Here is a 24,014-nt window from a genome sequence, read left to right on the forward strand (position 1 = left end):
TTTCCTTTTACGCCTCTTTTCTGCTACGGATGGCAGCCACCGAGAAGGCACCGCAAATGAGCAATACGCCAGCCACAATCATCATGTTGCTCTGGTGTGAGCCTACAAGATGAAGCAGTTCGCCGCCGCATAAGGCTGCCACAATCTGAGGTATGCAGATGGTGCCGTTGAAGAGTCCGAGGTAAGCTCCCTTATGGCTGTAGCCCTCAAGGGCATTGGTGACGAAGGCAAACGGCATGGCGAGCATGGCTGCCCAAGCGCAACCTACGAGCAGGAAAGGAAGTACGAGCAGGTTCTTGTCGCCGACAAACGGAACAAGGGCGAAACCTATGCCGCCTATTACAAGGCTAATAGCATAAGCCATCTTCTCGTTCTTGAACTTCGGAAGAGCCATAGCCCACAGCACAGAGCCGATGGCTTGCCAGAAGAACAGCACGCCTACCCAGTTGCCTGCCTCCTGATAACCCTTGGAAGCCACGTCGGTGGTGTGCCATACGGTTTCGGCAATGGTGCCGTTGGTGTAGGTCCACATATACATAAAGGCTGCCCAGCAGAAGAACTGTACGAGTCCTACCTTCCAGAACATCGAGGGTGCATTCTTGAGAAGCGTTATCCAGCCTGCACTTTTCTCCTCGTTCTGAGGCTGAGCCTCGTTATACATAGCATATTCCTCTGGATTCCATTCCTTTACCTTCACCGTGGTGAAGATGACACAGAGGATAAGTATGGCTGCTCCGACGTAGAACGAATAGATGACAGAGTCGGGTATTACGCCCTTCGGGGCTTCATTGGCAATGCCGAGAGCCGTGAAGAAGAACGGGAATACGTAGCCTATAAGCGAACCAGAATTGCAGAGAAACGACTGGATGGAGTAAGCGAGCGACTTCTGCTTCTCGTTCACCATGTCGCCGACAAGCATCTTGAACGGCTGCATAGCCATGTTGATGCTCGTGTCGAGGAACATCAGCGAGACAAGACCAAAGACCATTGCCGTGCTGACAGCCATTCCGAACGATCCAGCATTCGGCAACAGACACATCACGAGCACAGCCACCGTGGCTCCGACGAAAAGATATGGGATGCGGCGTCCGAAGCGACACCATGTCTTGTCGCTAAGCGTGCCGACTATAGGTTGCACGAGGATACCCATCAGCGGGGGCAATATCCAGAAATAGCTAAGGTTGTGAGGGTCTGCTCCCAGTGTGGCAAAGATGCGCGATATGTTGGCGCTTTGCAAGGCGTAAGCTATCTGTACGCCAAAGAATCCGAAACTCAAATTCCAGAGTTTCCAGAATGAAAGATTAGGTTTTTGGGTCATTGTTATTTGGTTATTTTACTTTTTATAGCAATAAAGAATTTGGCTTTACTCCTTACAACTCCTTTGCTCAAAGTGTGGTGCCTCTCACTACGAGGCGTGTCCTTACCACTCGCATTGCCACCTCATTACGCGGCAGCGAGCCTTCCACCTGACTTATCAGTATGTTGGCTGCCTCCTCGCCAACTACCACACCACGCTGTTCCACGGTGGTGAGCATCGGATCGCAAGCCACGGAACGGCTGCCATTGGTGAATCCGCAGATGCTTATATCCTCAGGAACTTTAAAGCCCATGCGCTTGGCAGTATAGAGAATGCCGATGGCGGTGTCGTCGTTGATGGCGAAGAAAGCGTCGGGACGTTCGTCGTCCGGCAAAGAGAGTATTTCGGGAGTGATGGCCTCGGCCTGCGCGCGGTCGTCACATATTCGGACAAGGGCTTCGTTCAACTTCAGTCCGTTCTTGGTCAATGCGTCATGATAACCGTTATAGCGATTCTTTGAGATTTCCAGGTTCATCGGCGAACCATAGAAGGCTATGCGCTTACATCCTGTATCAATCATGTGTGTGACCGCTGCATATGCTCCATTATAATCGTCCACCACCACTCGCGAACCATTCACGCCGGTGCAGATGCGGTCGTAAAACACGAGTGGCACACCATTGTCCATCAGTTTCTGGAAGTGGTCGTAACGTCTGGTGTCCTTGGCTTGCGACACGATTATGCCGCACACCTTATTTTTAAAGAAGTCGTCGCATATAGCCACTTCCTTGTCATAGCGTTCGTTGCTCTGAGCCACCATAACACGGTAGCCACGTGCACGTGCTTCTTCCTCTATACCTGACAGTATGGACGCGAAGTAATAATGCACAAACTCCGGAACGATAACGCCTATTACCTTCATCGGAAGGCTACGGCTGTGACGCAACGCTCCTCCAATGACATTCGGGTAAAAGTTATGTTCTTTCGCGTATGCCTGAATGCGCTTTTTCTGGGACGCGCTGATGCGTGGGCTGTCGTTGAGCGCACGACTGACAGTCGCTATGGAGACGCCCAAATCACGGGCTATATCTCGCATTGTTATAGGTAAGTTATCTGCCATGGTTTTCAGTTATGCCGCAAAATTAGTCATTATTCCCGAATGCGTAACGCTTTTCTTCGGACAAAATATCAAAACGGAGTGCAAACGATTGCACTTAAAATACGACGGTTTTGCACAAAAAAAGAAACAACGTATGTTTATAAATTCTAATTTTGCAAACAGAATGAAATGAGCCCTTGAACTACTGAATTTCACTTATAACATATAATAATAACTAAAAACAGCAAAACATGAAGCAGTTGAAAATCAAATTGCCTCTGAGGACCATGGCACTTGCCGGTGGTCTTCTCCTTGCTACAAGTTCCTTCGCACAGAACAACATCGTCGTTAAGGGACATGTAACAGATGCTTCTGGCGAGCCAGTCATGGGTGCTACCATTACAGTTAAGGGTAAGGCCCTCGGTGTTACCGACATTGATGGTAACTTCTCATTAGACGCAGCCCCCGGAACAGAGCTTACATTCACTTTCTTGGGTATGACTCCGCAGACCGTAAAGGCTTCGAGCAACATGAGCGTTACCTTAAAGGACGACTCTCAGAATCTTAATGAAGTGGTGGTCATCGGTTATGGTGTGGCTAGGAAGAACGACCTTACGGGTTCGGTTACTGCCCTCAAGCCGGATGAGAAGAATCATGGTATCATCACTTCTGCCCAGGACATGATCCAGGGTAAGATTGCCGGTGTGAACGTCAACTCTGCATCTGGTGCTCCTGGTGACGGCGCACAAATCCGTATTCGTGGCGGTGCTTCTCTTACCGCCAGCAACAACCCGCTTATTGTTATCGATGGCATGCCTATGGATAACAATGACACAAAGGGTGTGAACAATCCTCTCTCTCTTGTCAATCCTAACGATATCGAGAGCTTCACAGTGCTGAAGGACGCATCGGCCACTGCCATCTACGGTTCGCGTGGTTCCAACGGTGTCATCATCATCACCACAAAGAAGGGCCGCAGCGGTCAGAAGCCGCAGGTTTCTTACAATGGTACGGTTTCTGTAAGCACCATTGCCAAGAAGCTGGACGTGATGAACGCTTCTGAATACGTCGATTTCATCAAGAACTATTACGGCGAAGACTCTTCTGCATACCAAGGCTTGGGATGGAAGAAATTCAAGGAAGACGGCACACCTGACTATGCTGCAGGCACATTCGATACTGACTGGCAGGACGAAATCTATCGTGCCGGCATCAGCCATGAGCATAACGTCAGCCTTACTGGTGGCATCAACAAGCAGTCATGGTCAATGCCTTACCGCGTCAGCGTAGGCTACACCGGTCAGGAAGGTATCTTGAAGGGTTCAGACTATAAGCGAGTTACAGCAGGCTTCAACATTAATCCTTCTCTGTTCGACAAGCACCTCAACCTCAACATCAACGGTAAGTATTCTTACTCAAAGACTGTTCCTGGTGGAGCGGATGCTGTAGGCGCAGCTATCAACATGGATCCTACTCGCCCTGTAAAGAGCAGCGACGAGAAATTCAAGAACTGGGGAGGTTTTTGGCAGTGGGCACTACCTACTACATCATACGACCCAACATTCCCATACAATCGCAATGATGACGCTCCTACAAACCCAGTAGAAAAGGTAGAAAACTACGACTTCTACAAGAGTGCACATGTTCTCTTGGGCAACGTAGAGGCTGACTATAAGATTCATGGCTTCGAAGACCTTCACTTGCATGCCAACTTAGCCGGCGAATTCAGCAACGGTGGTGAGTATAACACCAACAATCCGCAGTCTACATACGGTTTCTATTATGGTGGCAACAGCGAGAACAAGGAGAAGAAGTATAACCTCTTGGCTACAGCATACGCTCAGTACACCAAGGACTTCAACAAGGCCAACCACTTCGATATCATGGCTGGTTATGAATATAGCCACATGAAGTATTGGGGCGACCAGTGGAGCAAGTCTATGTATCCTTCTACCTTCGAAGGTAAGAACGACGCTGGCGAGGCTCTCGCAGGAACCGTCAAGTCTTACGACAAAAGCAACTGGAAGGGTCAGACTTACCTCGTCAGCTGGTATGGTCGTGCCAACTACTCTTTGCTTGACCGTTATCTCCTCACATTCACAGCCCGTTACGACGGTTCAAGCCGCTTCGCTGACGGACACCGTTGGGGCTTCTTCCCATCAGCAGCCTTCGCATGGCGCGTTAAGGAGGAGAGCTTCCTGAGAGACGTAAAAGCTGTCAGCGACTTGAAGCTCCGCCTTGGCTGGGGTAAGACAGGTCAGCAGGACACTGGTAAGGAATATTACACAGCTACTTATAAGAAGAGCACCAGCAATCACCACCTCTATCCTATCGGTGGCGGTGACAACACAGGTCTGCTCTATCGTCCGTTGGCTTACAATGATGATCTGACTTGGGAGACCACTACCACATGGAACGTAGGTCTTGACTATGGTATGTTCGACCAGAGACTTACTATTAACCTCGATGCATACTACCGCAAGACCACTGACCTTCTCAGCACCACAACCATCTCTGCAGGTCAGAACTTCGACAATGCCCTCCTTATGAATGCAGGAACATTGGAGAACAAGGGTTTTGAGGTTGCTATCACAGGTCGTCCTATCCAGACAAAGGATTGGTTCGTAGAACTTAGCGTCAACGCTGCCTACAACAAGAACGAGATTACAGAGCTTGCAGGCGGCCGCGATATGATTGAGGCAGGAATGAAGGTAGGTCAGGACCAGGCTATCACCTATCATAAGGTAGGAAAGCCAGCCAACTCATTCTTGGTATACCAGCAGGTATACGACCAGAACGGTCGTCCTATCATGGGCTGCTATGTAGACCGCAATGGCGATGGAACAATCGACGAGAACGATAGATACTTCTATAAGAATATCGTAGCTCCTTGGACAGGTGGTTTCAGCTTCAAGGTTTCGTACAAGAACTGGGATCTCGGTAGCAACTTCCGTGTAAGCTTAGGCAATTATCTCTACAATGGATACGAAGAAGGCGCGATAAACACTAAAGAGATTTGCAGCGCTAAGGGATATTACAAGAACACTACAAAGGATATCGCAGCTTTAGGCTGGACTTCTTACAACTATCCTCTTACCGACTACTTTGTACAGAACGGTAGCTTCCTGAAGTGTGACAACATCACATTGGGCTATAACTTCAACAATCTGTTGAAGGCCGGTAACTACAAGGGCATCTCTGGACGTATCTACGCTTCATGCTCTAACGTATTCACTATCACAAAGTACAGCGGTATCGACCCTGAAGTAAACTCTGGCAAGGACGACAGCATATATCCGCGTTGCCGCACATTCCTGCTCGGTCTGAACCTCAACTTCTAACAATTTTAAAAAACAGATTTCGATATGAAACTCAATAAATTCAAAACAATAGCCCCCGCAGCAGCTCTCTTGCTCGCAGCAAGCATGAGCTCTTGCATGGATGATTTGAATAAGGGCAACATTGACCCTACTGTTGACCCCAACCCTAACATCACGGGCTTATACAGCAAGTGCTACGCTGGCCTTATCATGGAAGGTAATGACGGCAATGCCGATTTCACTATCGACGACGCTGGTAAGTCAACCCTTCTACGCAACCTGTTCAACTTCAACGAGATACCTACCGACGAAGCAGTCTGCTGGTGGTCGGATGGCGGTATCACAGATGTTGCCTACAATAAGTTCGATCCGGGTAATGCTACATTGAAGAACTTGTACTATCGTCTGATGTCGAACATCTCTTACGAGAACCACTTCTTAAGTCTTGACGCTGCCAAGGCTGAGAAGACCAAGTATGCTGAGGTACGCGTGCTTCGCGCTTACAGCTACTTCCTCATGCTCGACTTCTTCGGCGATCCGACATTCCTTGACAAGATTTCAGCTGAGACTCCACGTCAGGCACACTCTTACAACTCTAAGTTTGAGTCAGGCAAGTCTTACACTCGTGCAGAGCTTCTGCATTTGGGTCGTGAATTCCTGTTCAACTGGGTGAAGGACGAATTGCTCGCAGCTGAGCCTGACCTCTTGGAGGCAAAGCCTGAGACCGACAGCGACGCCGACTATGGTCGCATAGACAAGGGCACATGCTGGTTGCTCTTGAGCCGTCTTTACCTCAACGCAGGTACATACCTCAACAACGACGGTCAGGACAATCCTTACTGGAAAGAGGCTCTCGAATATGCCGAGAAGGTTATCGAATCACCTTATGCACTCTTCGATGACAGCAAGATGTCTGCAGAGGCAAAGGCTAATGGCTACAAGCCATACGACTTGCTCTTCATGGGCGACAATGGCTCGAATGGTGCAAGCTGCGAGGCTCTTCTCCCATTGATGCAAGATGGAGAAAAGACTCGGGGATATGGAGGTTCTATGTTCTATGTAGCTGCTCTTTGGGATGCTACGATGCAGACTGTTGCAGATAAGGACGCAGCCACTACTGCCAACACATGGTCAGGTATGCGTGTTCGTCCACAATTCGTAGAGAAGTTCTTCACCGATCCTTCTGTAGTAGTGAACAAGTCGGCAAAAGAAATTCGCAATATGAACGTTGACGACCGTGCTATCCTTTGGGGTAAGGGCAATAGTGACGGTGCTCGTACCTTGGAAATCGGAGATAACGACAAGTTTGTCAAGGGTATTGCAACACCAAAATGGAATAACAACTATTCTAATGGTGGCACTCCTCACGACAGCTACAACGTAGACATCGACTTCTTCCTCTTCCGTGTAGCAGAGGCTTACCTCAATGCTGCAGAGGCTGAGATGCACCTTCACGGTGAGGGTTCTGCTAAGGCAAAGAAGTACATCGACGCTCTCCGCAATCGTGCCCATGCTGCCGTGCGTGCTTCTTACACTCTTAACGATGTTCTTGACGAGCGTTCTCGCGAGCTTTATTGCGAAGGTCTTCGTCGTACCGACTTGATTCGTTTCAATCAGTTTGGTGGAACTCAGGCTACATACAAATGGGAGCTTAAGGGTGGTAACACTAATGGTACAACATTCGCTAAGACCTATAATCTATATCCTATCCCATCTTCAGAGATTCGTTCTAACAAGAACCTGACACAGATCGACGGATATAATGAGGTTCAGAACTAAAGTATAAAAGTAAAAATAGAACTATAAAAGTAAACGCAATATGAAGAATAAATATATGATGGGTGCTCTGCTTTTCGGCATCATCAGCTTATTCGCATCATGTTCGGATGACAACGACTCTAACCCTACGCTTATACAGCCTACTGAGTTTACGTTGAACACTCCAGAATATGCCAATTCCACTATAGACCTGGAGCACTCCACAGGACTTGGTCTTACATGGTCACAGCCTAAGTATACGGCAGACAATGCTCCGATCAACGCCACTTACGAGGTGCAGGTTTCTCCTACCAACACCTTCACAGTTTCTACTGATGAAGCTGCGGCAGACGAAAGTGGCGAAAAGGTGCCCGACTACGCAGCTCTTAGCAACACCACACAGAAATGTAACGTCTCTGCCTCTGCCGAGGAAATCGACAAGGCATTGGTGAAGATCCTTAAATGGACAGAAGGCAATGTTCCTGCCACGCAGGAGGTTTACGTCCGCGTGAACGCTTTCGTACAGGAGGGCACAAGCCGTCTGAACCCTATCGCTTCAAACTCAGTAAAGCTCAACGTAAATCCTTACTACATAGAGTTGAAGGATGCTACACCAACAATGTGGTATCTTGTAGGTAACATGTTCGGCGCTAAGTGGGCTGGCAACAAGAGCATTGGAGAAGACGCACTTCCTATGTTCCTTAAGCCAAACTTCTCTTACGACAAGAAGACTGGTGCTGGTGAGATTGAATACACCAACTACTTCCTTACTGGCGATTACAACGACAAGGCCGAGTGCGACGGAGCTGGCTTCAAGATTATGCCTTCAAGCTTCAACTGGGATTACAGTATGAACGCCGATGGCGCTACAAAGGGTACAATCGTCAACCGTAACGGAGGTAGCGACGGTGGTCACATCGTAGCTCCGGAAGCAGGTTACTACACCATCACTATCAACACTGCTGACAATACAGCCAAGATGGAGAAGTACGAGGGCGCTGTCAACAACTATGGCACCATCCAGATTGCAGGTTCATTCAATGAATGGGGAGACACTCCGATGCTTCCTTACAACACTGAGGGAGTGGAGAACCATGCTTGGTACTACGTAATGGATGTTGCTGCCGGCGAGACAGTACAGTTCAAGTTCAAGATTGCAGGTTCTTGGGACACAAGCTGGGGCTATGGTGCAGCAGATGGCGCTATCAACATGTACGGAAAGTGTGATGCAGGTGGCAAGAACCTCGGCTTGGAGGAAGGCAAGTACGTCATCTCATTCAACGACATCACAGGTTCGTTCAGCATCGTTAAATTGTAAATCACTTTAAGCAAAGACAATTATGATTAAGAAAATATTATTGGGAATGACCCTGCTGATGTCTATGGTGTCTTGCACCGAGGACTTCACAGACTGGGCTAACCCACAGAAAAATTCTCCGAAGGAAGCTGTGGCATTCGGAGATGGTAGCGTAGAACCAGTTGAGGTCATCAACTTGGCTGACGTAAAGACAGAGACAGTAAAGGTGGCAAGCATCAAAGCTCCCACTTCTTCTAACGCTGCCTACACACCTACCTATAAAATCAACTTCGACGGCCAGTCGTTCGACATTGACGCCGAGGGCAACATGGCAACAGCAGACTTGGCTAACTACATCGTCGAGAAGTTTGGCAAGCGCCCTACTGAGCGCGACATCGACGCAACACTTGACGCATGGGTAAGCAATGGAGCGACAGCCGTAAAGATGGCAACATCTGCTACATTCCAGGTTAAGGCCGTTCCTGTGGCTCCAGTTATCGAAGAGGGCTATTACCTCGTAGGCGATATGTTCACCACGGAAAAAACGAACGGCTGGACGAAAGAAGCCGCAAAGGCATTCAACCACAGCGACAAGGACGTTTATGAGGATCCGGTCTTCACCGTAAGCTTCGAGACAACAAAGGCTGACCAGTACTGGAAGATTATTCCTAAGAAGAACATCGACTCTGGCGACATCTGGGCTGCCGGCGTAGTAGGTCCTAAGGTTGACGGCGACGACAGCATGACTGGTGCGCTGACCAACGGTGACGCTAAGGCAGGTAAGATTGCCAAGGCTGGTAAGTATAAGCTCACCATCAACATGATGGACTATACTTACACCATCGAGGAAGTCAACTACGATCCGTTTATCTACTTCATCGGCGCAACTGACGGCTGGACAAACGCTGAGCAGAAGCTTGCTCTCGTAGACGATGCAAAGGGAGTATACACTGGTTACCTTTATTGTGCCGACCCTAACGGTTGGGGCAATCAGTTCAAGTTCCAGCGTGTAGCCGGTAGTTGGGATAATGAGATAAATTCTGGTGCATTCAGCACATTCTCTGGTGCAGCAACCAGCGAAGGTGGAAACATCGGCGTTAACGCTGGAGAGGGTGTCTACTACTTCGATGTTAATCTTTCAGAAGGCACCATCAAGGCCACTAAGGTGGAGAAGATGGGCATCATCGGTGGCTTCAATGATTGGGGCGGCGACGCAGTCATGACATGGAACGCTGAGGAGTATTGCTTCGAGGCAACTAATGTTGGTGTGACAGCCGACGGTTGGAAGTTCCGCGTAAACGGTGGTTGGGACATCAATCTCGGTGGAAGCATCAATGACCTGACAGCTGGTGGCGACAACCTCTCAGTAGCAGGCAACACCGTTAAGCTCTACCCGACCAGAAAGACCTCTGAAAAGATTTTCTGCACAGTAAAGTAAACACTTTTCATTCATAATAGACTTTTATATATTATGGGCGGTTCTCAGAGAATGAGACCCGCCCATTTTTTTGTTGCTGCATAGTTAGGCAGGGCTTTAACAAAAACATGCAACAGTGCTAATCTTACAATAACTAATGAATTGTACCTGATATGGTGCTACGGAGGCCGGAGACCTCCGCTACTAATAGCTTTTTCCTCAATTTGTTTAATGTCTTCTTGTCTAAAAAAACATGTCTTCATGTCTTTCATGCAAACGTTTGCACAACCGAATTGTGTGTTTGCGCTTCGTTCTGCTACGAACATATAAGTATTTAGCGTAAATTTGCAATGTATTCAATTAAAATGTAGTATTTGCGTGAGCAAATAGTGAGTAGCTTAACAAGTAATTATGTATACAGTAGTTAGTAACAAAGCAAGTCATGAGTAAAGTTGAAAATCATTTTTTAAACAAAAAGTAACTAAAACCCGAATATGAAGAAGTTTTTTTTGACAGCAGCAGCCCTCATGGGAGCCGCAAGCATGTTTGCACAAGGATGGCCCGCCAATTACGAAGGCGTGATGCTCCAAGGGTTCTATTGGGACTCGTTCCGCGCATCGAAGTGGCAGAACCTTGAGGCTCAGGCAGACGACCTCGCCCCTTACTTCAGCTTGGTATGGGTTCCGCAGAGCGCCAACTGCGGCAGCGGACGTTCCATGGGATACGACGACCTCTATTGGTTCAGCAATTACAACAGCTCTTTCGGCAACGAAGCTGAACTGCGCTCCATGATAAAGACCTTCAAGAGCAAGGGCATCGGCACCATAGCCGACGTAGTTATCAACCATCGCAATACGCTCACCAGCTGGACCGACTTCCCCACAGAAACATATAAAGGCACTACCTACCAGATGTATTCCACAGACATCTGTCATGACGACGACGGCGGAAAAACCTATAAATGGGCTAACAACCAGAAACCCAAGGTTAGCCTCAGCAGCAATAACGACACGGGCAACGACTGGGACGGCATGCGCGACCTTGACCACAACAGCTCTAACGTGCAGAATGTTGTGAAAGCATATCTCGACATGCTCCTTAACGACTTCGGTTACGCCGGATTCCGCTATGACATGGTGAAGGGTTACGCCGGCAAGTTCACCGGCATTTACAACACTGCCCTCAAGCCCCGCTTCTCCGTAGGCGAGTATTGGGACGGCAACGCCACTACCGTCAAGACATGGATAAACGCCACGAAGGTGAACGGCGAGCCAACATCGGCTGCCTTCGACTTCCCCGTGCGTTACGCCGTGCGCGACCTTATCTCATCCAACTGGAGCAACAAGGCAAAGGACGGTCTCGTCAGCGATGCCGCATACCGCCAGTACGCCGTCAGCTTCGTGGAAAACCACGACACGGAATATCGCTCAAGTTCAGCACAGCAAGACCCCATCCGCAAGGACACGCTTGCCGCCAACGCCTACATCTTGGCTTCATGCGGCACGCCATGCGTCTTCTATAAGCATTGGCAGGCTTACCCCACCGACATCAATATGATGATCAACGCCCGCCACATCGCAGGCATCACCAACACCAGCAACACCACCTTCAACGAGTACGTCGGCTCGAAATGCAACGTCCTCAAGACCGAAGGATCACACGGCACGCTCTACGCCGTGATGGGAGCTAACGCTGACGCTTACCAGACACCGTCGGGTTACACCGAGATACTGCGCGGCAACAAATATCGCTATCTCCTCAGCAACAACAGCAACGTGGCATGGGTGGACTTGCCCTCAGGCAGCTACGACAACGCACAGAAGGCTCGCCTCACAGCCGTGAGCGACAAGCAGGGCGCACAGCTGGTATACACCACCGACGGCTCCACGCCCACCGCACAGAGCCACAAGGCTGCAAGCGGAACGCTCATAGACATCCCTGCCGGCACCACCACGCTGAAAGTAGGTCTGCTTGTCGGCTCCGCAGTCTCAGCAGTCACAACGCGCACATACAAGGTGGGCCTCTCTGACACGTTCAAGCCGTACGACATCACCGTAAACGTAAACGTGGACAACGTAGGATGGAGCAGCGTGAACTTCTGGACATGGGACGACATGTACGGCGACAACTTCACGTCCACCGGCAAGTGGCCCGGCGACGCCGTCACCTCTACGAAAACAGTGGAAGGCCGCAAATGGTATAGCCGCACATACAGCATAGACAAGCGCGACCGCATGCTCTCATTCGTCTTCAGCACAGCCAGCGGCTCTCCCCAGACCGTCGACGTATACGACCTCAACAAGGACGCATACCTCGAAATCTCCGCCAACAAGGACGGCCAAAGCCACTATTACGTGAACGACGTGACCTCACAAATGCCCACCGCAATAACCACCGTCACCGCCGACGCCCCACGTTCAAAATACTGGTACGACCTGCAGGGCCGCCAATACACCAACCGCCCCACCCAACCGGGCGTCTACATCCACAGCGGAAAGAAGATTGTTGTAAAATAATAAAGATCCGCGAAGCCCTCTGTATGTTTTTCGCATTTTAGGCAGGGCTTTGACAAAAACCTTCCTCCACAATCCGTTTATGGGCGCAAACCCTATCGGGTTTAAACAAAAGGCTTTACATTAGGTCTTACGAGAACCATGTTCTCGACAACCTAACGTAAAGCCTTTTATTTGTGCTAAGCACGCGCCCATAACCGGAATAAACAAAGAAAAACACAAGGCAACACAGTAGCGGAGGTCTCCGGCCTCCGCAGCAAGCAACAAGGTTAGTACAACAATAACATGCAACAGTGCTAATCTTACAATAACTAATGAATTGTACCAGATATGGTGCTACGGAGGCCGGAGACCTCCGCTACTAATGGCTTTTTCTTCAATTTGTTTAGTTAGCACAGCCTCTTATACCCTTGTGTTTTTCTTTGTTTTTTCCGAAGGCTCGAAAAGCACAAACGGACTGTGGATGAATGTTTTTGTCAAAGCCCTGCCAATCCTAATTCCTAATTCGGACGGCGGGTGCCGTCCGACACAATATTTGCATTTCTAACGCTCAATACTCCTCGCTCAGCGCACAACAAAATCTTTGGTGCGAAATTCTTGAGTTTTGAGCGTTTACAGACAACATACTCATATACAGTGGGTTATGCGATTTTCGGACGAGACGCAATGAAATCTGACTCGCAAAAGAGCTGTTTTTTCCTGCTATAGCGCCACTTTTACACTCTAATAGTGGCACTTTTATCATGCAATAGTGCCACTTTTACTGTCTAATAGTGGCACTATTGGAGTGTAAAAGTGCGCTATCGTTAAGCATGGGTGCTGTTTGCACAACAAAACACCGTAAAAACAGCAAACTGGAACTCTAGAATCAATTTTTATTTTGTAACAAGTTTTTACCATTTGTACGATATTTGCATTGTCAGACATGAAGTCTTTATTCAGATAAGAATAAAAACAACAAAGGCTTTACATTGGGTATGCAGAGAAAAAGTTCTCGACAAACCTAATATAAAGCCTTCTTTTCATTTAATGGTATTGCAGCTTACTTCTCCTCGTACTCAGGACGGAGCTTGCGTACGGTTTCGGCGGCACGCCACATTTCCTTGTCGTGCATGGCCTTGAGCTCGGCGTTGAGCTTCTCGCGGTAGTCGGGCTGTGAGTTAGAGTCGATGGAAATCTGTGCTTCCTGACCTGTCTTTACAGAGAGATAGAGCCATTCCATGACGGGCTTGATGGCCTCACGGAAACGTGGAGCCCAGTCGAGAGCACCGCGCTGTGCTGTGGTGGAGCAGTTGGCGTACATCCAGTCCATACCCTTCTCTGCGAAGAGCGGCATAAGGCTCTGTGTCATCTCCTCTACAGTCTCGTTGAAAGCCTCAGAAGGAGAGTGACCGTGCTCGCGGAGCACCTCGTACTGTGCCTCGAAGAGACCCTCCATAGCACCCATCAGCGAACCACGCTCACCGGTAAGGTCGGATGTAGCCTCGCGCTGGAATGTGGTCTTGAAGAGGTAGCCGGCGCCGATGCCGATACCGAAGGCAAGTGTCTTGTCCTCTGCCTTGCCTGATGCGTCCTGATAAACAGCGTATGAGCAGTTGAGTCCGCGACCCTCAAGGAACATTGTGCGGAGCGATGTGCCCGAACCCTTCGGTGCCACCATGATGACATCCACGTCAGCAGGAGGAACCACGCCGGTGCGGTCGTTCCAGTTAATGGCGAATCCGTGTGAGTAATAGAGTGTCTTGCCGGCAGTAAGATACTGCTTGATTTTAGGCCATACGGCTATCTGACCTGCGTCAGAGAGGAGCATGCAGATGATGGTGCCCTTCTGGGCTGCCTCTTCGATGGAGAAAAGAGTCTCGCCCGGAACCCATCCGTCAGCCACTGCCTTGTCGTATGTCTTGCCCGGACGCTGTCCGACGATGACATTGAAGCCGTTGTCGCGGAGGTTGCCAGCCTGACCAGGACCCTGGATGCCATAACCGAGAATGGCTATTGTCTCGTTCTTAAGAACCTCACGTGCTTTCTCCAAAGAGAACTCTTTGCTGGTGACTACTGTCTCTACTACGCCACCGAAATTCATTTCTGCCATATTAGTTAACTGTTGTGCAGCCGGGGTCGTGCCGCTGTTTATTATTTATTGTTTAATTGAAGATACTCTGCGGTTTGTTTACATTATGTAAACTGAACCAAATGCAAAGTTAATAAAATATCAGATAACACCAAACAAAAGTGTCATTCTTTCACAAATTTAACCTTACATCTGCATACTTCCTTTAGGTCTGAGGCGTCCTCTGTGGTCTGTTTCATCACCTGCACGCAGAACTCGCCCTCTCCAGCTTCGTCCACAAAGAGATGGAGCTTGTCGCCGCAATGCGACTCTGCCACGTAAGCGATGTCGAAGCGCTGCAGGCGGTTGTGACGATAGAAGTCGAGGTCCCATAGGTCGAGGATATGCTCAATGTACTTGACGCTGTTGATGTGTCCGTTGACGTCCACATCACTGTAATAGGTATCGACAATACGCTGGCAGCGTGCTTCCTTCGAAAGCTTCACACGCTGGAAGGGCTGTATGGGGCACGGCTTGTCGGTCTCGATATACTTGGTGATGAGTCCGTCGCGCTCGGCAAGGATGTCCACCGGCTGGCGCGTGTCCGTATCGATCATCGCCCAGATGCTTCGTCCGTAGCCGAGACATTCGCCATTGGTGTCGCGGATGGCATAGTTGCGGCTGGTGAAGAAGCGCATTACGCCTTCCACCCATGTGTCGACGGTAATGTGGTCGTAAGCCTTCGGCATCTTCTCCATCTCCATCACGAAGCGTGAGAGCACCCATGTCTTGTGTACGGTGTTGAGATAGTCCATGCCATATCCACGCTCGTTGCTATGGAAGTCGGCTGCATTGAGAAGATGATTGCCGAGATGACCGAGGAATATGCGGTTAGAGAAATCGCAATGGAACGGCTCGACGAGGAAATCATAACTTCCAACTTTGCTTAATAGATTCATAGTGTTACTTGAGTTTTGGGGTTTGCTTATGTTTTTTTCAATTAGATGTCCTTGTTCTTATGGAGGAATTCGGCAAGCGGCTCTTCCGTGCTTCGCGTCACAGCCACTCTACCAGAGCGCGAGTACTGGAGCAGACAGCCGAAGGCATTGAGCTTGTTGTAAAGATCCTGCACGTCGTCAGTCAGTCCTGCCACCTGCACAGTGGTGTACGTGGGATTGACCTCCAGCATACGCGCTCCGCTGCGTCTTATCACGCGCGACACCTCCGGATTTGCCATCAGCGCTGGCGTGGCAATCTTATAGATGGCTATCTCATGGATGAAGAGTTCGTCGTCCAGATAATAGTCGGCCTTCACCACGTCTATCTTGCGCTCTATGAGCTTCGTGATTTTCTTTATCTCCTCCTCGTAGCTCCATGCGGTGATGGTGTATTTGTGGATGCCGGATACGCTGAACGCGGAGGCATTGATGCTTTCTATGTTGACCTGCTGTCTGGTGAAGACCGCTGACACCTGACTGAGGATGCCCGGCACGTTCTCGGAATAGACAAGCAGGGTGTAGAGTTTCTTTTCCACTTTCTTTAATGTGTTAAGTTTGACATTTCCCTATAGATTCACTTCGAGCAGCATCTCGTCCACGCTTTTTCCCGGAGGCGTCATAGGCAGCACGTTGTCTTCCTCCTTCACGGCACACTCAAGGATGAACGGTCCGGGGGTGGTGAGCATACGCTCCACCTCACGCTTCAGATCGTCGCGCGTTATGGCCACGCCGTAATTGATGGCATAACCGTCGGCTATGGTGCGATAGTCAGGATTGAGCATTCGTGTGAACGACTTGCGCTTGTTGAAGAACATGTCCTGCCATTGTCTTACGTTGCCGAGATAGTTGTTGTTGAGGAGGATTACCTTCACGGGAGCTTGCTGCTCCATGATGGTACCAAGCTCCTGTATGCTCATCTGGAACGATCCGTCGCCGGTGAAGAGGCAGATGGTGCGGTCGGGTGCGCCGAAGGTGGCTCCAACGGCAGCCGGCAGTCCGAAGCCCATGGTGCCGAGTCCGCCACTCGTCACGACGCTGAGCTTGCGACGATAATGGAAATAGCGGCATGAGAACAGCTGATTCTGACCCACGTCGTTGACGAGAACAGCCTCGCCGTGCGAAGCCTCAGCCACTACGTTGACCACCTCGCCCATGAGCAGCGGGCCTTCGGTGGGATGGATGGCAGGCTCGATGACGCGGCGGCGCTCCTCATCCCAGTAAGGACGGAAACTCTCTATCCATTCACGATGGCTGTTCTTATTGAGGAGGCGCGTAATGGCTGGCAACGAAACCTTGCAGTCGCCCACCACGGACACGTCGGTCTTCACCACCTTGTCTATCTCAACGTTGTCTATGTCGAGGTGTATGATTTTAGCCTGCTTGGCGTACGTATCGAGTCTGCCCGTGTCGCGATCGCTGAAACGCATACCAATGGCTATTATTACGTCAGCTTTCTGCGTCAATACGTTCGGAGCCAGATTGCCGTGCATGCCGAGCATACCCATATTGAGGGGATGGTCGGTGGGCAGGGCTGAGAGTCCGAGCATAGTGCGTGCCGCAGGGATGTCTGCCTTCTCAAGGAACTGGCGCAGCTCTTCCTGTGCTCCGCCAAGCTCAACGCCGTGTCCGACGAGTGCCAAGGGGCGCTCTGCACGGTTTATCAGACTGGCAGCGGCTGCCACATGGTCGTCCTGAATGTGCGGATAAGGCTCGTAACTGCGTACGGACGTCACCTTCACTGGGCGCCATCCGCACTTCTGCACTTGCGCACTCTTAGGGAAGTCGAGCACCACGGGGCCCGGACGACCGGAGCGGGCAATATAGAAGGCGCGGCTTACAGCCCACGAAATATCCTCCGGACGACGTATCTGATAGCTCCACTTGGTTATGGGCTGCGTCATTCCGACGAAGTCGACCTCCTGAAAGGCGTCGGTACCAAGGGCTTCGGTGCCCACCTGTCCGGCAATGACCACGATAGGAGTGGAATCAATCATCGCGTCAGCAATACCCGTAAGCGTGTTTGTGGCTCCCGGACCGCTGGTGACGATGCACACTCCCACCTCACCACTGACTCTCGAAAAGCCCTCCGCAGCATGAGCGGCGGCTTGCTCGTGGCGCACAAGGATATGATTGAACACCTTATTGTCGCCACGCGTATAATCGTAAAGAGCATCGAAGGTGGGCATTATGGCTCCACCCGGATAGCCGAAGATGGTCTTGACACCCTCGTTCTGAAGGGCACGCATCAGGGCTTCTGCTCCTGTTATCTGTTTCATAAGAATATAGGCAATTTAAAAGATTATATGATTCGAACTCCTCCCTTGTCTGCCGAGCTGACGCTCTGCGCATAAGCTCTGAGAGCCTTGCTGACCTTACGGTCGCGCGTCAGCGGCTGCTGCGGACGTGCTGCGAGTTCGTCATCGGAGAGGCGTACGTTAATGGTGCGTGCGGGGATGTCGATGTCGATGATGTCGCCGTCCTTCACCTTGCCGATGTTGCCACCGGCTGCTGCCTCAGGCGAAATATGACCGATGCTGAGTCCGGAGGTTCCGCCGGAGAAGCGTCCGTCGGTGATAAGGGCGCACTCCTTTCCAAGATGGCGACTCTTGATGTAGGACGTAGGATAAAGCATCTCCTGCATTCCCGGTCCACCCTTTGGACCTTCGTGTGTGATGACTACGCAGTCGCCACTCTGCACCTTTCCTCCGAGGATGCCCTCGCAGGCTGCTTCCTGAGAATCGAAGACGCGTGCGGGTCCGCTGAATTTCCAGATGTCGGGGTCGACACCTGCTGTCTTGACCACGCAACCGTCCTGAGCGATGTTGCCGAAGAGCACAGCCAGACCGCCGTCCTTCGTGTAAGCATGCTCAAGTGAGCGGATGCATCCATGTTCACGATCCGTGTCGAGCGATTCCCACTGGGCGTCTTGGCTGCCCATCTGCGTGGAGAACTTACGGCCGGGTGCGCTATGATAGATGCGGCTTGCCTCTTCCTGTATGTTATCGCCCGTGATGTCGTAGGCGCTCATAGCCTCAGCAAGGGTGGTGCCGTCAACACGACGTACCGAACCGTCGACGAGTCCGCCACGATTCAGCTCGTTCATAATGCCAAGTATGCCACCGGCACGATTGCACTCCTGCACGCTGTACTTCTGCGTGTTCGGTGCCAACTTGCAAAGGCAGGGGACATGACGACTGAGGCGGTCGATGTCTGCCATCGTAAAGTCTACGCCTCCCTCCTGCGCCACAGCAAGAAGATGGAGGACGGTGTTGGTGCTGCCGCCCATAGCAATGTCGAGCGTCATGGCATTGAGGAACGCCTCACGGGTGGCAATGCTGCGCGGAAGAACCGAGTCGTCGCCATCCTCATAGTAAGCAAGGGCGTTCTTCACAATCTGACGTGCTGCGTCGCGGAAAAGACGGACACGGTTGGCGTGTGTGGCAAGGATGGTGCCGTTGCCGGGCAAAGCCAGTCCGATGGCTTCGGTGAGAGAGTTCATCGAGTTGGCGGTGAACATTCCTGAGCAACTACCGCAACCCGGACATGCGCAACTCTCAAGCTTCTGCAGATCGGCATCATCCACACTCGTGTCGGCACCCTTTATCATTGCAGTAACAAGGTCGGCGTTCTCGCCGTGCCAACGTCCTGCCTCCATCGGACCTCCAGAGCAGAAGACCGTAGGTATGTTGAGACGCATGGAAGCCATGAGCATTCCCGGCGTGACCTTGTCGCAATTAGAAATGCAAATCATAGCATCAGCCTTATGCGCATTAACCATATACTCCACAGAGTCGGCAATGATGTCGCGTGAAGGCAGCGAATAGAGCATGCCGTCGTGTCCCATGGCAATACCGTCATCGATGGCAATAGTGTTGAATTCTGCAGCATAGCATCCCATGCTCTCAATCTCTTTCTTTACTATCTGACCTATCTCATGCAGATGCGTATGACCAGGTACGAACTGTGTAAACGAGTTGACGATGGCAATGATGGGCTTTCCGAACTGTTCGTGCTTCATACCCGCTGCCACCCAAAGGGCTCTCGCTCCAGCCATACGACGACCTTCCGTACATACTGCGCTTCTCAACTGATGTTTCATTTGCGTGTTTTTGATAATTAAATTGCTGCAAAGGTAAAGAGTTTTCACAAAACAGCCAACTAATATGTACGTTTTTTAAGGGTTTTAAGAACATGTTTGGTGCTAAACCGAACAAAAGCTTACCATACGTCAACAATATGGCACAAACGCTATTTATTTGCGCATTATTGCTTATTGAGGATTTTCTTACCGTCCACAATGACTATTCCCTTGCTGTGTAAGAAGGTCTTTCTGCCGGACAAGTCGTAAGCGACTGTAGGATTAGACGTAATGGTTGGGGCATCAATGGATGTCTCCACATTAACGGAATAGACGTTTTGAGCGGCAGCACCAGTAAGAGTGGTGGAGGATTTTACGTCGGGAAGGACAAAGTAAGCACGCATTGCCTTAAACTGTCCTTCCCCATTGGGCGTGACAAGGCGCGTGCCGTCGGAGCTGATAAAGCGTGTGGAGCCATTAGCCTTTAGAAGGACTGGGGAGAATGTGCCCTGAAAACTGTAGCTATTATAGTTTGCATTGACGGTCACAACTTTAGGTTCAGCTGCTTCTATCTCACGATTTAAGAATACGGGATTGATGATATCGCCGCCTTCCACCTTTATTATATAAGGCTCGCCGGCAATAATCTCCCTCACACGACTGAACGAAAACTCCACCTTATCGGATTCTTTACTGATGGCTCTCACTAATCGCATGACCGCAACGCCGGGTAACGACTGGCTGAGGTCGTCACTGTTAAGGCTGAACGGGAGGCAAAGCGAATAGAATCCGCCATCGGCAACGAAGGTTCGCTCAAGGCGGACACTCTCCACCAGGCAGCCTGAAGCTTCCTTCAGAGCCGGTGTGTTGTCAGCATCCTCGCTGAGTGTGAGGGAAGCCATACGGCGGACACGACGATAAATCTGGATATGCTCCTGCGAATCGTCGTACAAATAGCAGCCAAACTTACCTTTAGGATTATACTTCAAGTATTTATAGTTCTTTACGCCAAACTCTATTATGGCGTTTCCGTCAGCATTTACCATTACTTCTGCCAAATTGCTCTTTGCCTTTGGCTTGTCGCTGCTGAAAGACAACTCATAGCTTACACGTGAAGAAGCCCACAGCCAGCCTTTCTCTTCATTCTTGAAACTCCACGATGATCCACTCTTCTCCATAACGAACACCGCCACGCTGTCGTTATTAACTTCTACGGCAGCGCCATTCTGCAATACGTCTACGTGGCATGACTTGATGTAAGGTGAGGCTTCGTACTTGCTTATTGCAGCACAATAATCGCGGCTGACAATGACCACCTCGTCGCCAACATGGAGTTGAGAAGCATTTGTGACAAGACAGAACTGATTGTCCGATTCGGCAAAAGCCTGCAAAAGGCAAAGCGAAAACATAAGGAAAAAAGCGCAGAGTCGTTTCATAGGATATTGTTATGATGGGTTTGACGGATAAGATGATGACGGGGTTGATAGAGGATTGGTTGTTATTCTGGCTGGCGCCATTTTGCCACAAGCGGCAGATGGTCGCTGAAACCGTCCATATAACGCGGTCCGAGATAATTGCGGCGTGGCTTCACACCACCATATTTCTCGTCGGGAACAAGAAGGAACGGGGCGTCATAAACACAGCATGACAGCATGCGGGAGGCAAGCGAAGGGCTTACAAGTATATGGTCGAGGCTGCCCCACTCTCCCTGATAACGATACGTTCCCTTTGCACCGTTATGTCCTTTGGCATCTGCCGACACGTCCGTGAAGCCACGATTACGAATCATAAGCAGACTCTTCGACTTGGAATAGTCATTAAAGTCGCCCGCTATAACGATGTTGGCGTCGGGCGAAACAGCCTTTATGGAGTCAGCAAGGGCGCAGACTGTCTTTGCTGCAGCCATTCGGAATGGCCGCGAAAGCATCTCCCCTCCCCTACGACTGGGAAAATGCACCGCCATGACATGCAGCGTATCGCGTCCCCATACAAGTCCCTTTGCGTACAGAACGTCTCGTGTGGGACGCATGCCCTTCACTCTCTGCACGCTCACAGCCCTGCTTTCGAGCAGCCAGAATGTGTAAGGCGAATAGAGAAGCGCTACGTCGATGCCGCGCTCGTCGTCGGACTGCGTCATTACATACTCATAACTGGCGTTTCTGAGCAGCGAACGCTTGGTGAGATCGCGCAGAACGCTGTCGTTCTCCACCTCGCACAGAGCTACGAGGTCAGGCAGTTTCCAATTCCATCCGCTGCTATCTCCTTTCTCCTTATCTTTCAGATCCTCCCCACAACGGTCCTCGCCGCAAGCTATGATGGTCTGACCGATGCGGTCAAGCTTGCGCCAATAACGATATGGCGTCCAGTGATAAGAGCCTTCAGGAAGAAACTCCGTGTCGTTCTTCAGTGAGTCATGACGGCAGTCGAAGAGATTCTCGCAGTTTAGTTCCACGAATGTGAAGACGGAGATTAGCAGCAGGGAGAATGTCATATAAAGAAGAAGGTTAGGCGTTTTATTGTATGTGGTTGTCTTTCAATGTAAGCGGGCAGCCACTCCATCATTGCGAGGAATGGCTGCCCTTGTTATGCTTGCATATATTTGCAGAATGATTAGTCCTTCGTTACGTCGTTGAACGTAGCAACACGGTTGAACTCCACCTGCTCGAAGAGTTTGTCTGTGGCACCCATACCCTTTGCTGTAAGACGGTCAGCAGAAATCTTATATCTCTTTATGAGAATGTTTCTTACGGCGTCAGCACGAGCCTGTGAAAGGCGGGCGTTGAGTTCGGCAGAACCTTCAGGAGAAGCATAGCCTCTGATCTCCACCTTAGCGTCCTTGTGGTTCTTCATATAGTTGGCGATAAGCTCGATGGGAGCATACTGCGCAGCGTCAACAGACGACTTGCCCTGACCGAAGATAACGGTAGGCTGGAGGTTTGTGACAGTGGTTGAGACCTTAGGAGCCGGCCTATTCTGACATTCCTCAAGGGCTTTATGGAGGCTGTTAATCTGCTTGTCCTTGTCAGCAAGAACCTTATTATACTGAGCCTCCTGATTGTTATACTCTTCGCGGAGGCTGTTGATCTGTGCGTTGAGAGCATCAACCTCAGACTGGTCGCGACCTACGGCATTGACAAAATTGTGTGTACCGTTAGAGTTCTTAAACTTATAAACCAAGCCCACGTTCAGCTGAAAAGCAGAACGATTGATGTTGTATTCCACACCCTCATAGCCGTTGCCGTTGAGAGCATAGTTAAGGGACGGCTCGAAGTAGAGCTGCCAAGCCTTCTGTTTACCGAGATTGAATGCGAAGTCGAGTCCTACCTTAGATGTAAGGAAGTTGGCTGTGCTGAGGTCATTGCGGTTGGTGAAGCGATGTCCCCATCCCAGTCCGTAGAGAGCCGAAACCTCGAATGTGCGCGGAGCACCAGGATAACCGCCGAACCAGTTGATAAGGTTAACTGTTCCGAGGAGTGATGTATTGATGTAGTTTACGATCGTTCCTGTTGTGTAGCCGCTTGTCTCCTTGAAGTAGACGTTGCTCTCTGCAGCCAGACCGAAGACTGGTGTGAAGTTGCGACCTATGCGTAAGCCTACGTTAGGAACGAGATCCTCAAGCCATGATGCGTGTCCAGTAGTTTTTGTTGCAACACCAGCGTTGATACCAACATAGACATTGTCGAATGTTTTGCTCTCAGCTACAGTCTGTGCCGAAGCCGAAACTGCCATCACGGCAGCAGCAAAAAGTGTAGTAATCTTTTTCATAGTCTTATTGTTTTATAATTACTTGGTCTAAGAGTTGTATTTCTCTCGATGTTATGTTGCAAAATAACCGAAAAAAAATGTAACGTCCAAACAAAAACAATAATATTTGTATTTTGGAACACAAAAAGCATAATTACATCTGTTCTATATCCTGCCTTACGTTATTTCGGATTTTCGTCAAGTAAGCTTTCATACGGTCAGCGTCTTTCTCGTCTATGATGCTGATTAGCTCGTTGAGTTCGTCGCGTATCTGCTCCACCTGTGCGCTGGTATAGGGATTGAAGAGTATTTCCTGGGGTCAGCGGAAAAGTACTGGGGGTGTTTTTTATTTCATAGTATTTTGTATCTTTGCATTATGAACATGCTTGAACAATTAGCCCGTCTAGTTCTTCCCAAAGAAATACTAGACAATTTCGATATCG

At 50.1% G+C, this 24,014-nt stretch carries 15 protein-coding genes and 1 pseudogene; 5 read left to right on the forward strand and 11 right to left on the reverse strand.

Annotation, left to right across the window (positions count from 1 at the left end; all coding sequences use genetic code 11):
* Window positions 1-7 precede the first annotated feature (7 nt).
* Together CHL74_RS10890 and CHL74_RS10895 are read right to left on the reverse strand one after the other, a co-directional pair.
* The gene (locus CHL74_RS10890; RefSeq protein WP_094881177.1) at window positions 8-1,318 is read right to left on the reverse strand and encodes an MFS transporter; all 1,311 of its coding nucleotides are present in this window, start codon (window positions 1,316-1,318) and stop codon (window positions 8-10) included.
* Between the two features lie 67 nt (window positions 1,319-1,385).
* Window positions 1,386-2,417 (reverse strand): LacI family DNA-binding transcriptional regulator, encoded by a 1,032-nt coding sequence (locus CHL74_RS10895; RefSeq protein ID WP_094881178.1) that lies wholly within the window; start codon window positions 2,415-2,417, stop codon window positions 1,386-1,388.
* Between the two features lie 230 nt (window positions 2,418-2,647).
* On the opposite strand from CHL74_RS10895, the gene CHL74_RS10900 reads away from it, so the two are divergent.
* The 5 genes from CHL74_RS10900 (at window position 2,648) to CHL74_RS10920 (ending at window position 12,704) form a co-directional block, all read left to right on the forward strand.
* Window positions 2,648-5,737 (forward strand): SusC/RagA family TonB-linked outer membrane protein, encoded by a 3,090-nt coding sequence (locus tag CHL74_RS10900; protein ID WP_094881179.1) that lies wholly within the window; start codon window positions 2,648-2,650, stop codon window positions 5,735-5,737.
* A 24-nt stretch (window positions 5,738-5,761) separates the two neighbouring features.
* A complete protein-coding gene (locus CHL74_RS10905; protein WP_094881180.1) occupies window positions 5,762-7,495 on the forward strand; it encodes a RagB/SusD family nutrient uptake outer membrane protein in 1,734 nt (577 codons plus the stop codon).
* 40 nt (window positions 7,496-7,535) lie between these two features.
* A complete protein-coding gene (locus tag CHL74_RS10910) occupies window positions 7,536-8,792 on the forward strand; it encodes a SusE domain-containing protein (protein WP_094881181.1) in 1,257 nt (418 codons plus the stop codon).
* Window positions 8,793-8,814: 22 nt separating this feature from the next.
* A complete protein-coding gene (locus CHL74_RS10915) occupies window positions 8,815-10,209 on the forward strand; it encodes an Outer membrane protein SusF domain-containing protein (protein ID WP_094881182.1) in 1,395 nt (464 codons plus the stop codon).
* A 473-nt stretch (window positions 10,210-10,682) separates the two neighbouring features.
* Window positions 10,683-12,704, forward strand: coding sequence for an alpha-amylase family glycosyl hydrolase (locus tag CHL74_RS10920; RefSeq protein WP_094881183.1), 2,022 nt, complete (start codon window positions 10,683-10,685; stop codon window positions 12,702-12,704).
* A gap of 1,039 nt (window positions 12,705-13,743) precedes the next feature.
* Here the strand turns inward: CHL74_RS10920 and ilvC are convergent.
* From ilvC to CHL74_RS10965, 9 genes and pseudogenes are all read right to left on the reverse strand, one after another.
* Window positions 13,744-14,793, reverse strand: a complete 1,050-nt coding sequence (gene ilvC / locus CHL74_RS10925) for a ketol-acid reductoisomerase (protein WP_094881184.1) — start codon at window positions 14,791-14,793, stop codon at window positions 13,744-13,746.
* Window positions 14,794-14,936: 143 nt separating this feature from the next.
* On the reverse strand, window positions 14,937-15,710 hold the full coding sequence (locus CHL74_RS10930) for an acyl-[acyl-carrier-protein] thioesterase (RefSeq protein ID WP_094881185.1): 774 nt from the start codon (window positions 15,708-15,710) through the stop codon (window positions 14,937-14,939).
* Window positions 15,711-15,751: 41 nt separating this feature from the next.
* Entirely contained in the window at window positions 15,752-16,285 is a 534-nt protein-coding gene (ilvN, locus tag CHL74_RS10935) for an acetolactate synthase small subunit (RefSeq protein WP_094881186.1), read from the reverse strand.
* Window positions 16,286-16,315: 30 nt separating this feature from the next.
* On the reverse strand, window positions 16,316-18,025 hold the full coding sequence (gene ilvB / locus CHL74_RS10940; protein WP_441339052.1) for a biosynthetic-type acetolactate synthase large subunit: 1,710 nt from the start codon (window positions 18,023-18,025) through the stop codon (window positions 16,316-16,318).
* A gap of 23 nt (window positions 18,026-18,048) precedes the next feature.
* Window positions 18,049-19,848, reverse strand: coding sequence for a dihydroxy-acid dehydratase (ilvD, locus tag CHL74_RS10945; protein ID WP_094881188.1), 1,800 nt, complete (start codon window positions 19,846-19,848; stop codon window positions 18,049-18,051).
* A gap of 164 nt (window positions 19,849-20,012) precedes the next feature.
* Complete coding sequence (locus CHL74_RS10950) at window positions 20,013-21,263, reverse strand: hypothetical protein (RefSeq protein WP_141241311.1); 1,251 nt, start codon at window positions 21,261-21,263, stop codon at window positions 20,013-20,015.
* Window positions 21,264-21,325: 62 nt separating this feature from the next.
* Window positions 21,326-22,318: an endonuclease/exonuclease/phosphatase family protein gene (locus CHL74_RS10955; protein ID WP_094881190.1), complete on the reverse strand. Its 993-nt coding sequence runs from the start codon at window positions 22,316-22,318 to the stop codon at window positions 21,326-21,328.
* A gap of 119 nt (window positions 22,319-22,437) precedes the next feature.
* Window positions 22,438-23,592, reverse strand: a complete 1,155-nt coding sequence (locus tag CHL74_RS10960) for an OmpA family protein (protein WP_094881191.1) — start codon at window positions 23,590-23,592, stop codon at window positions 22,438-22,440.
* A gap of 133 nt (window positions 23,593-23,725) precedes the next feature.
* A pseudogene (locus tag CHL74_RS10965) lies at window positions 23,726-23,887 on the reverse strand (prephenate dehydrogenase/arogenate dehydrogenase family protein); the annotation flags it as partial.
* Window positions 23,888-24,014 lie beyond the last annotated feature (127 nt).

This window comes from Prevotella sp. 885 (assembly GCF_002265625.1).
Lineage (GTDB): Bacteria > Bacteroidota > Bacteroidia > Bacteroidales > Bacteroidaceae > Prevotella.

Coding starts and splice junctions, on each gene's coding strand:
- CHL74_RS10915 (WP_094881182.1), top strand. CDS start 8,815: ATGATTAAGAAAATATTATTGGGAATGACCCTGCTGATGTCTATGGTG.
- CHL74_RS10905 (WP_094881180.1), top strand. CDS start 5,762: ATGAAACTCAATAAATTCAAAACAATAGCCCCCGCAGCAGCTCTCTTG.
- CHL74_RS10955 (WP_094881190.1), bottom strand. CDS start 22,318: ATGACATTCTCCCTGCTGCTAATCTCCGTCTTCACATTCGTGGAACTA.
- CHL74_RS10910 (WP_094881181.1), top strand. CDS start 7,536: ATGAAGAATAAATATATGATGGGTGCTCTGCTTTTCGGCATCATCAGC.
- CHL74_RS10950 (WP_141241311.1), bottom strand. CDS start 21,263: ATGAAACGACTCTGCGCTTTTTTCCTTATGTTTTCGCTTTGCCTTTTG.
- CHL74_RS10930 (WP_094881185.1), bottom strand. CDS start 15,710: ATGAATCTATTAAGCAAAGTTGGAAGTTATGATTTCCTCGTCGAGCCG.
- ilvD (WP_094881188.1), bottom strand. CDS start 19,848: ATGAAACATCAGTTGAGAAGCGCAGTATGTACGGAAGGTCGTCGTATG.
- ilvB (WP_441339052.1), bottom strand. CDS start 18,025: ATGAAACAGATAACAGGAGCAGAAGCCCTGATGCGTGCCCTTCAGAAC.
- CHL74_RS10960 (WP_094881191.1), bottom strand. CDS start 23,592: ATGAAAAAGATTACTACACTTTTTGCTGCTGCCGTGATGGCAGTTTCG.
- CHL74_RS10895 (WP_094881178.1), bottom strand. CDS start 2,417: ATGGCAGATAACTTACCTATAACAATGCGAGATATAGCCCGTGATTTG.
- ilvC (WP_094881184.1), bottom strand. CDS start 14,793: ATGGCAGAAATGAATTTCGGTGGCGTAGTAGAGACAGTAGTCACCAGC.
- CHL74_RS10920 (WP_094881183.1), top strand. CDS start 10,683: ATGAAGAAGTTTTTTTTGACAGCAGCAGCCCTCATGGGAGCCGCAAGC.
- CHL74_RS10900 (WP_094881179.1), top strand. CDS start 2,648: ATGAAGCAGTTGAAAATCAAATTGCCTCTGAGGACCATGGCACTTGCC.
- CHL74_RS10890 (WP_094881177.1), bottom strand. CDS start 1,318: ATGACCCAAAAACCTAATCTTTCATTCTGGAAACTCTGGAATTTGAGT.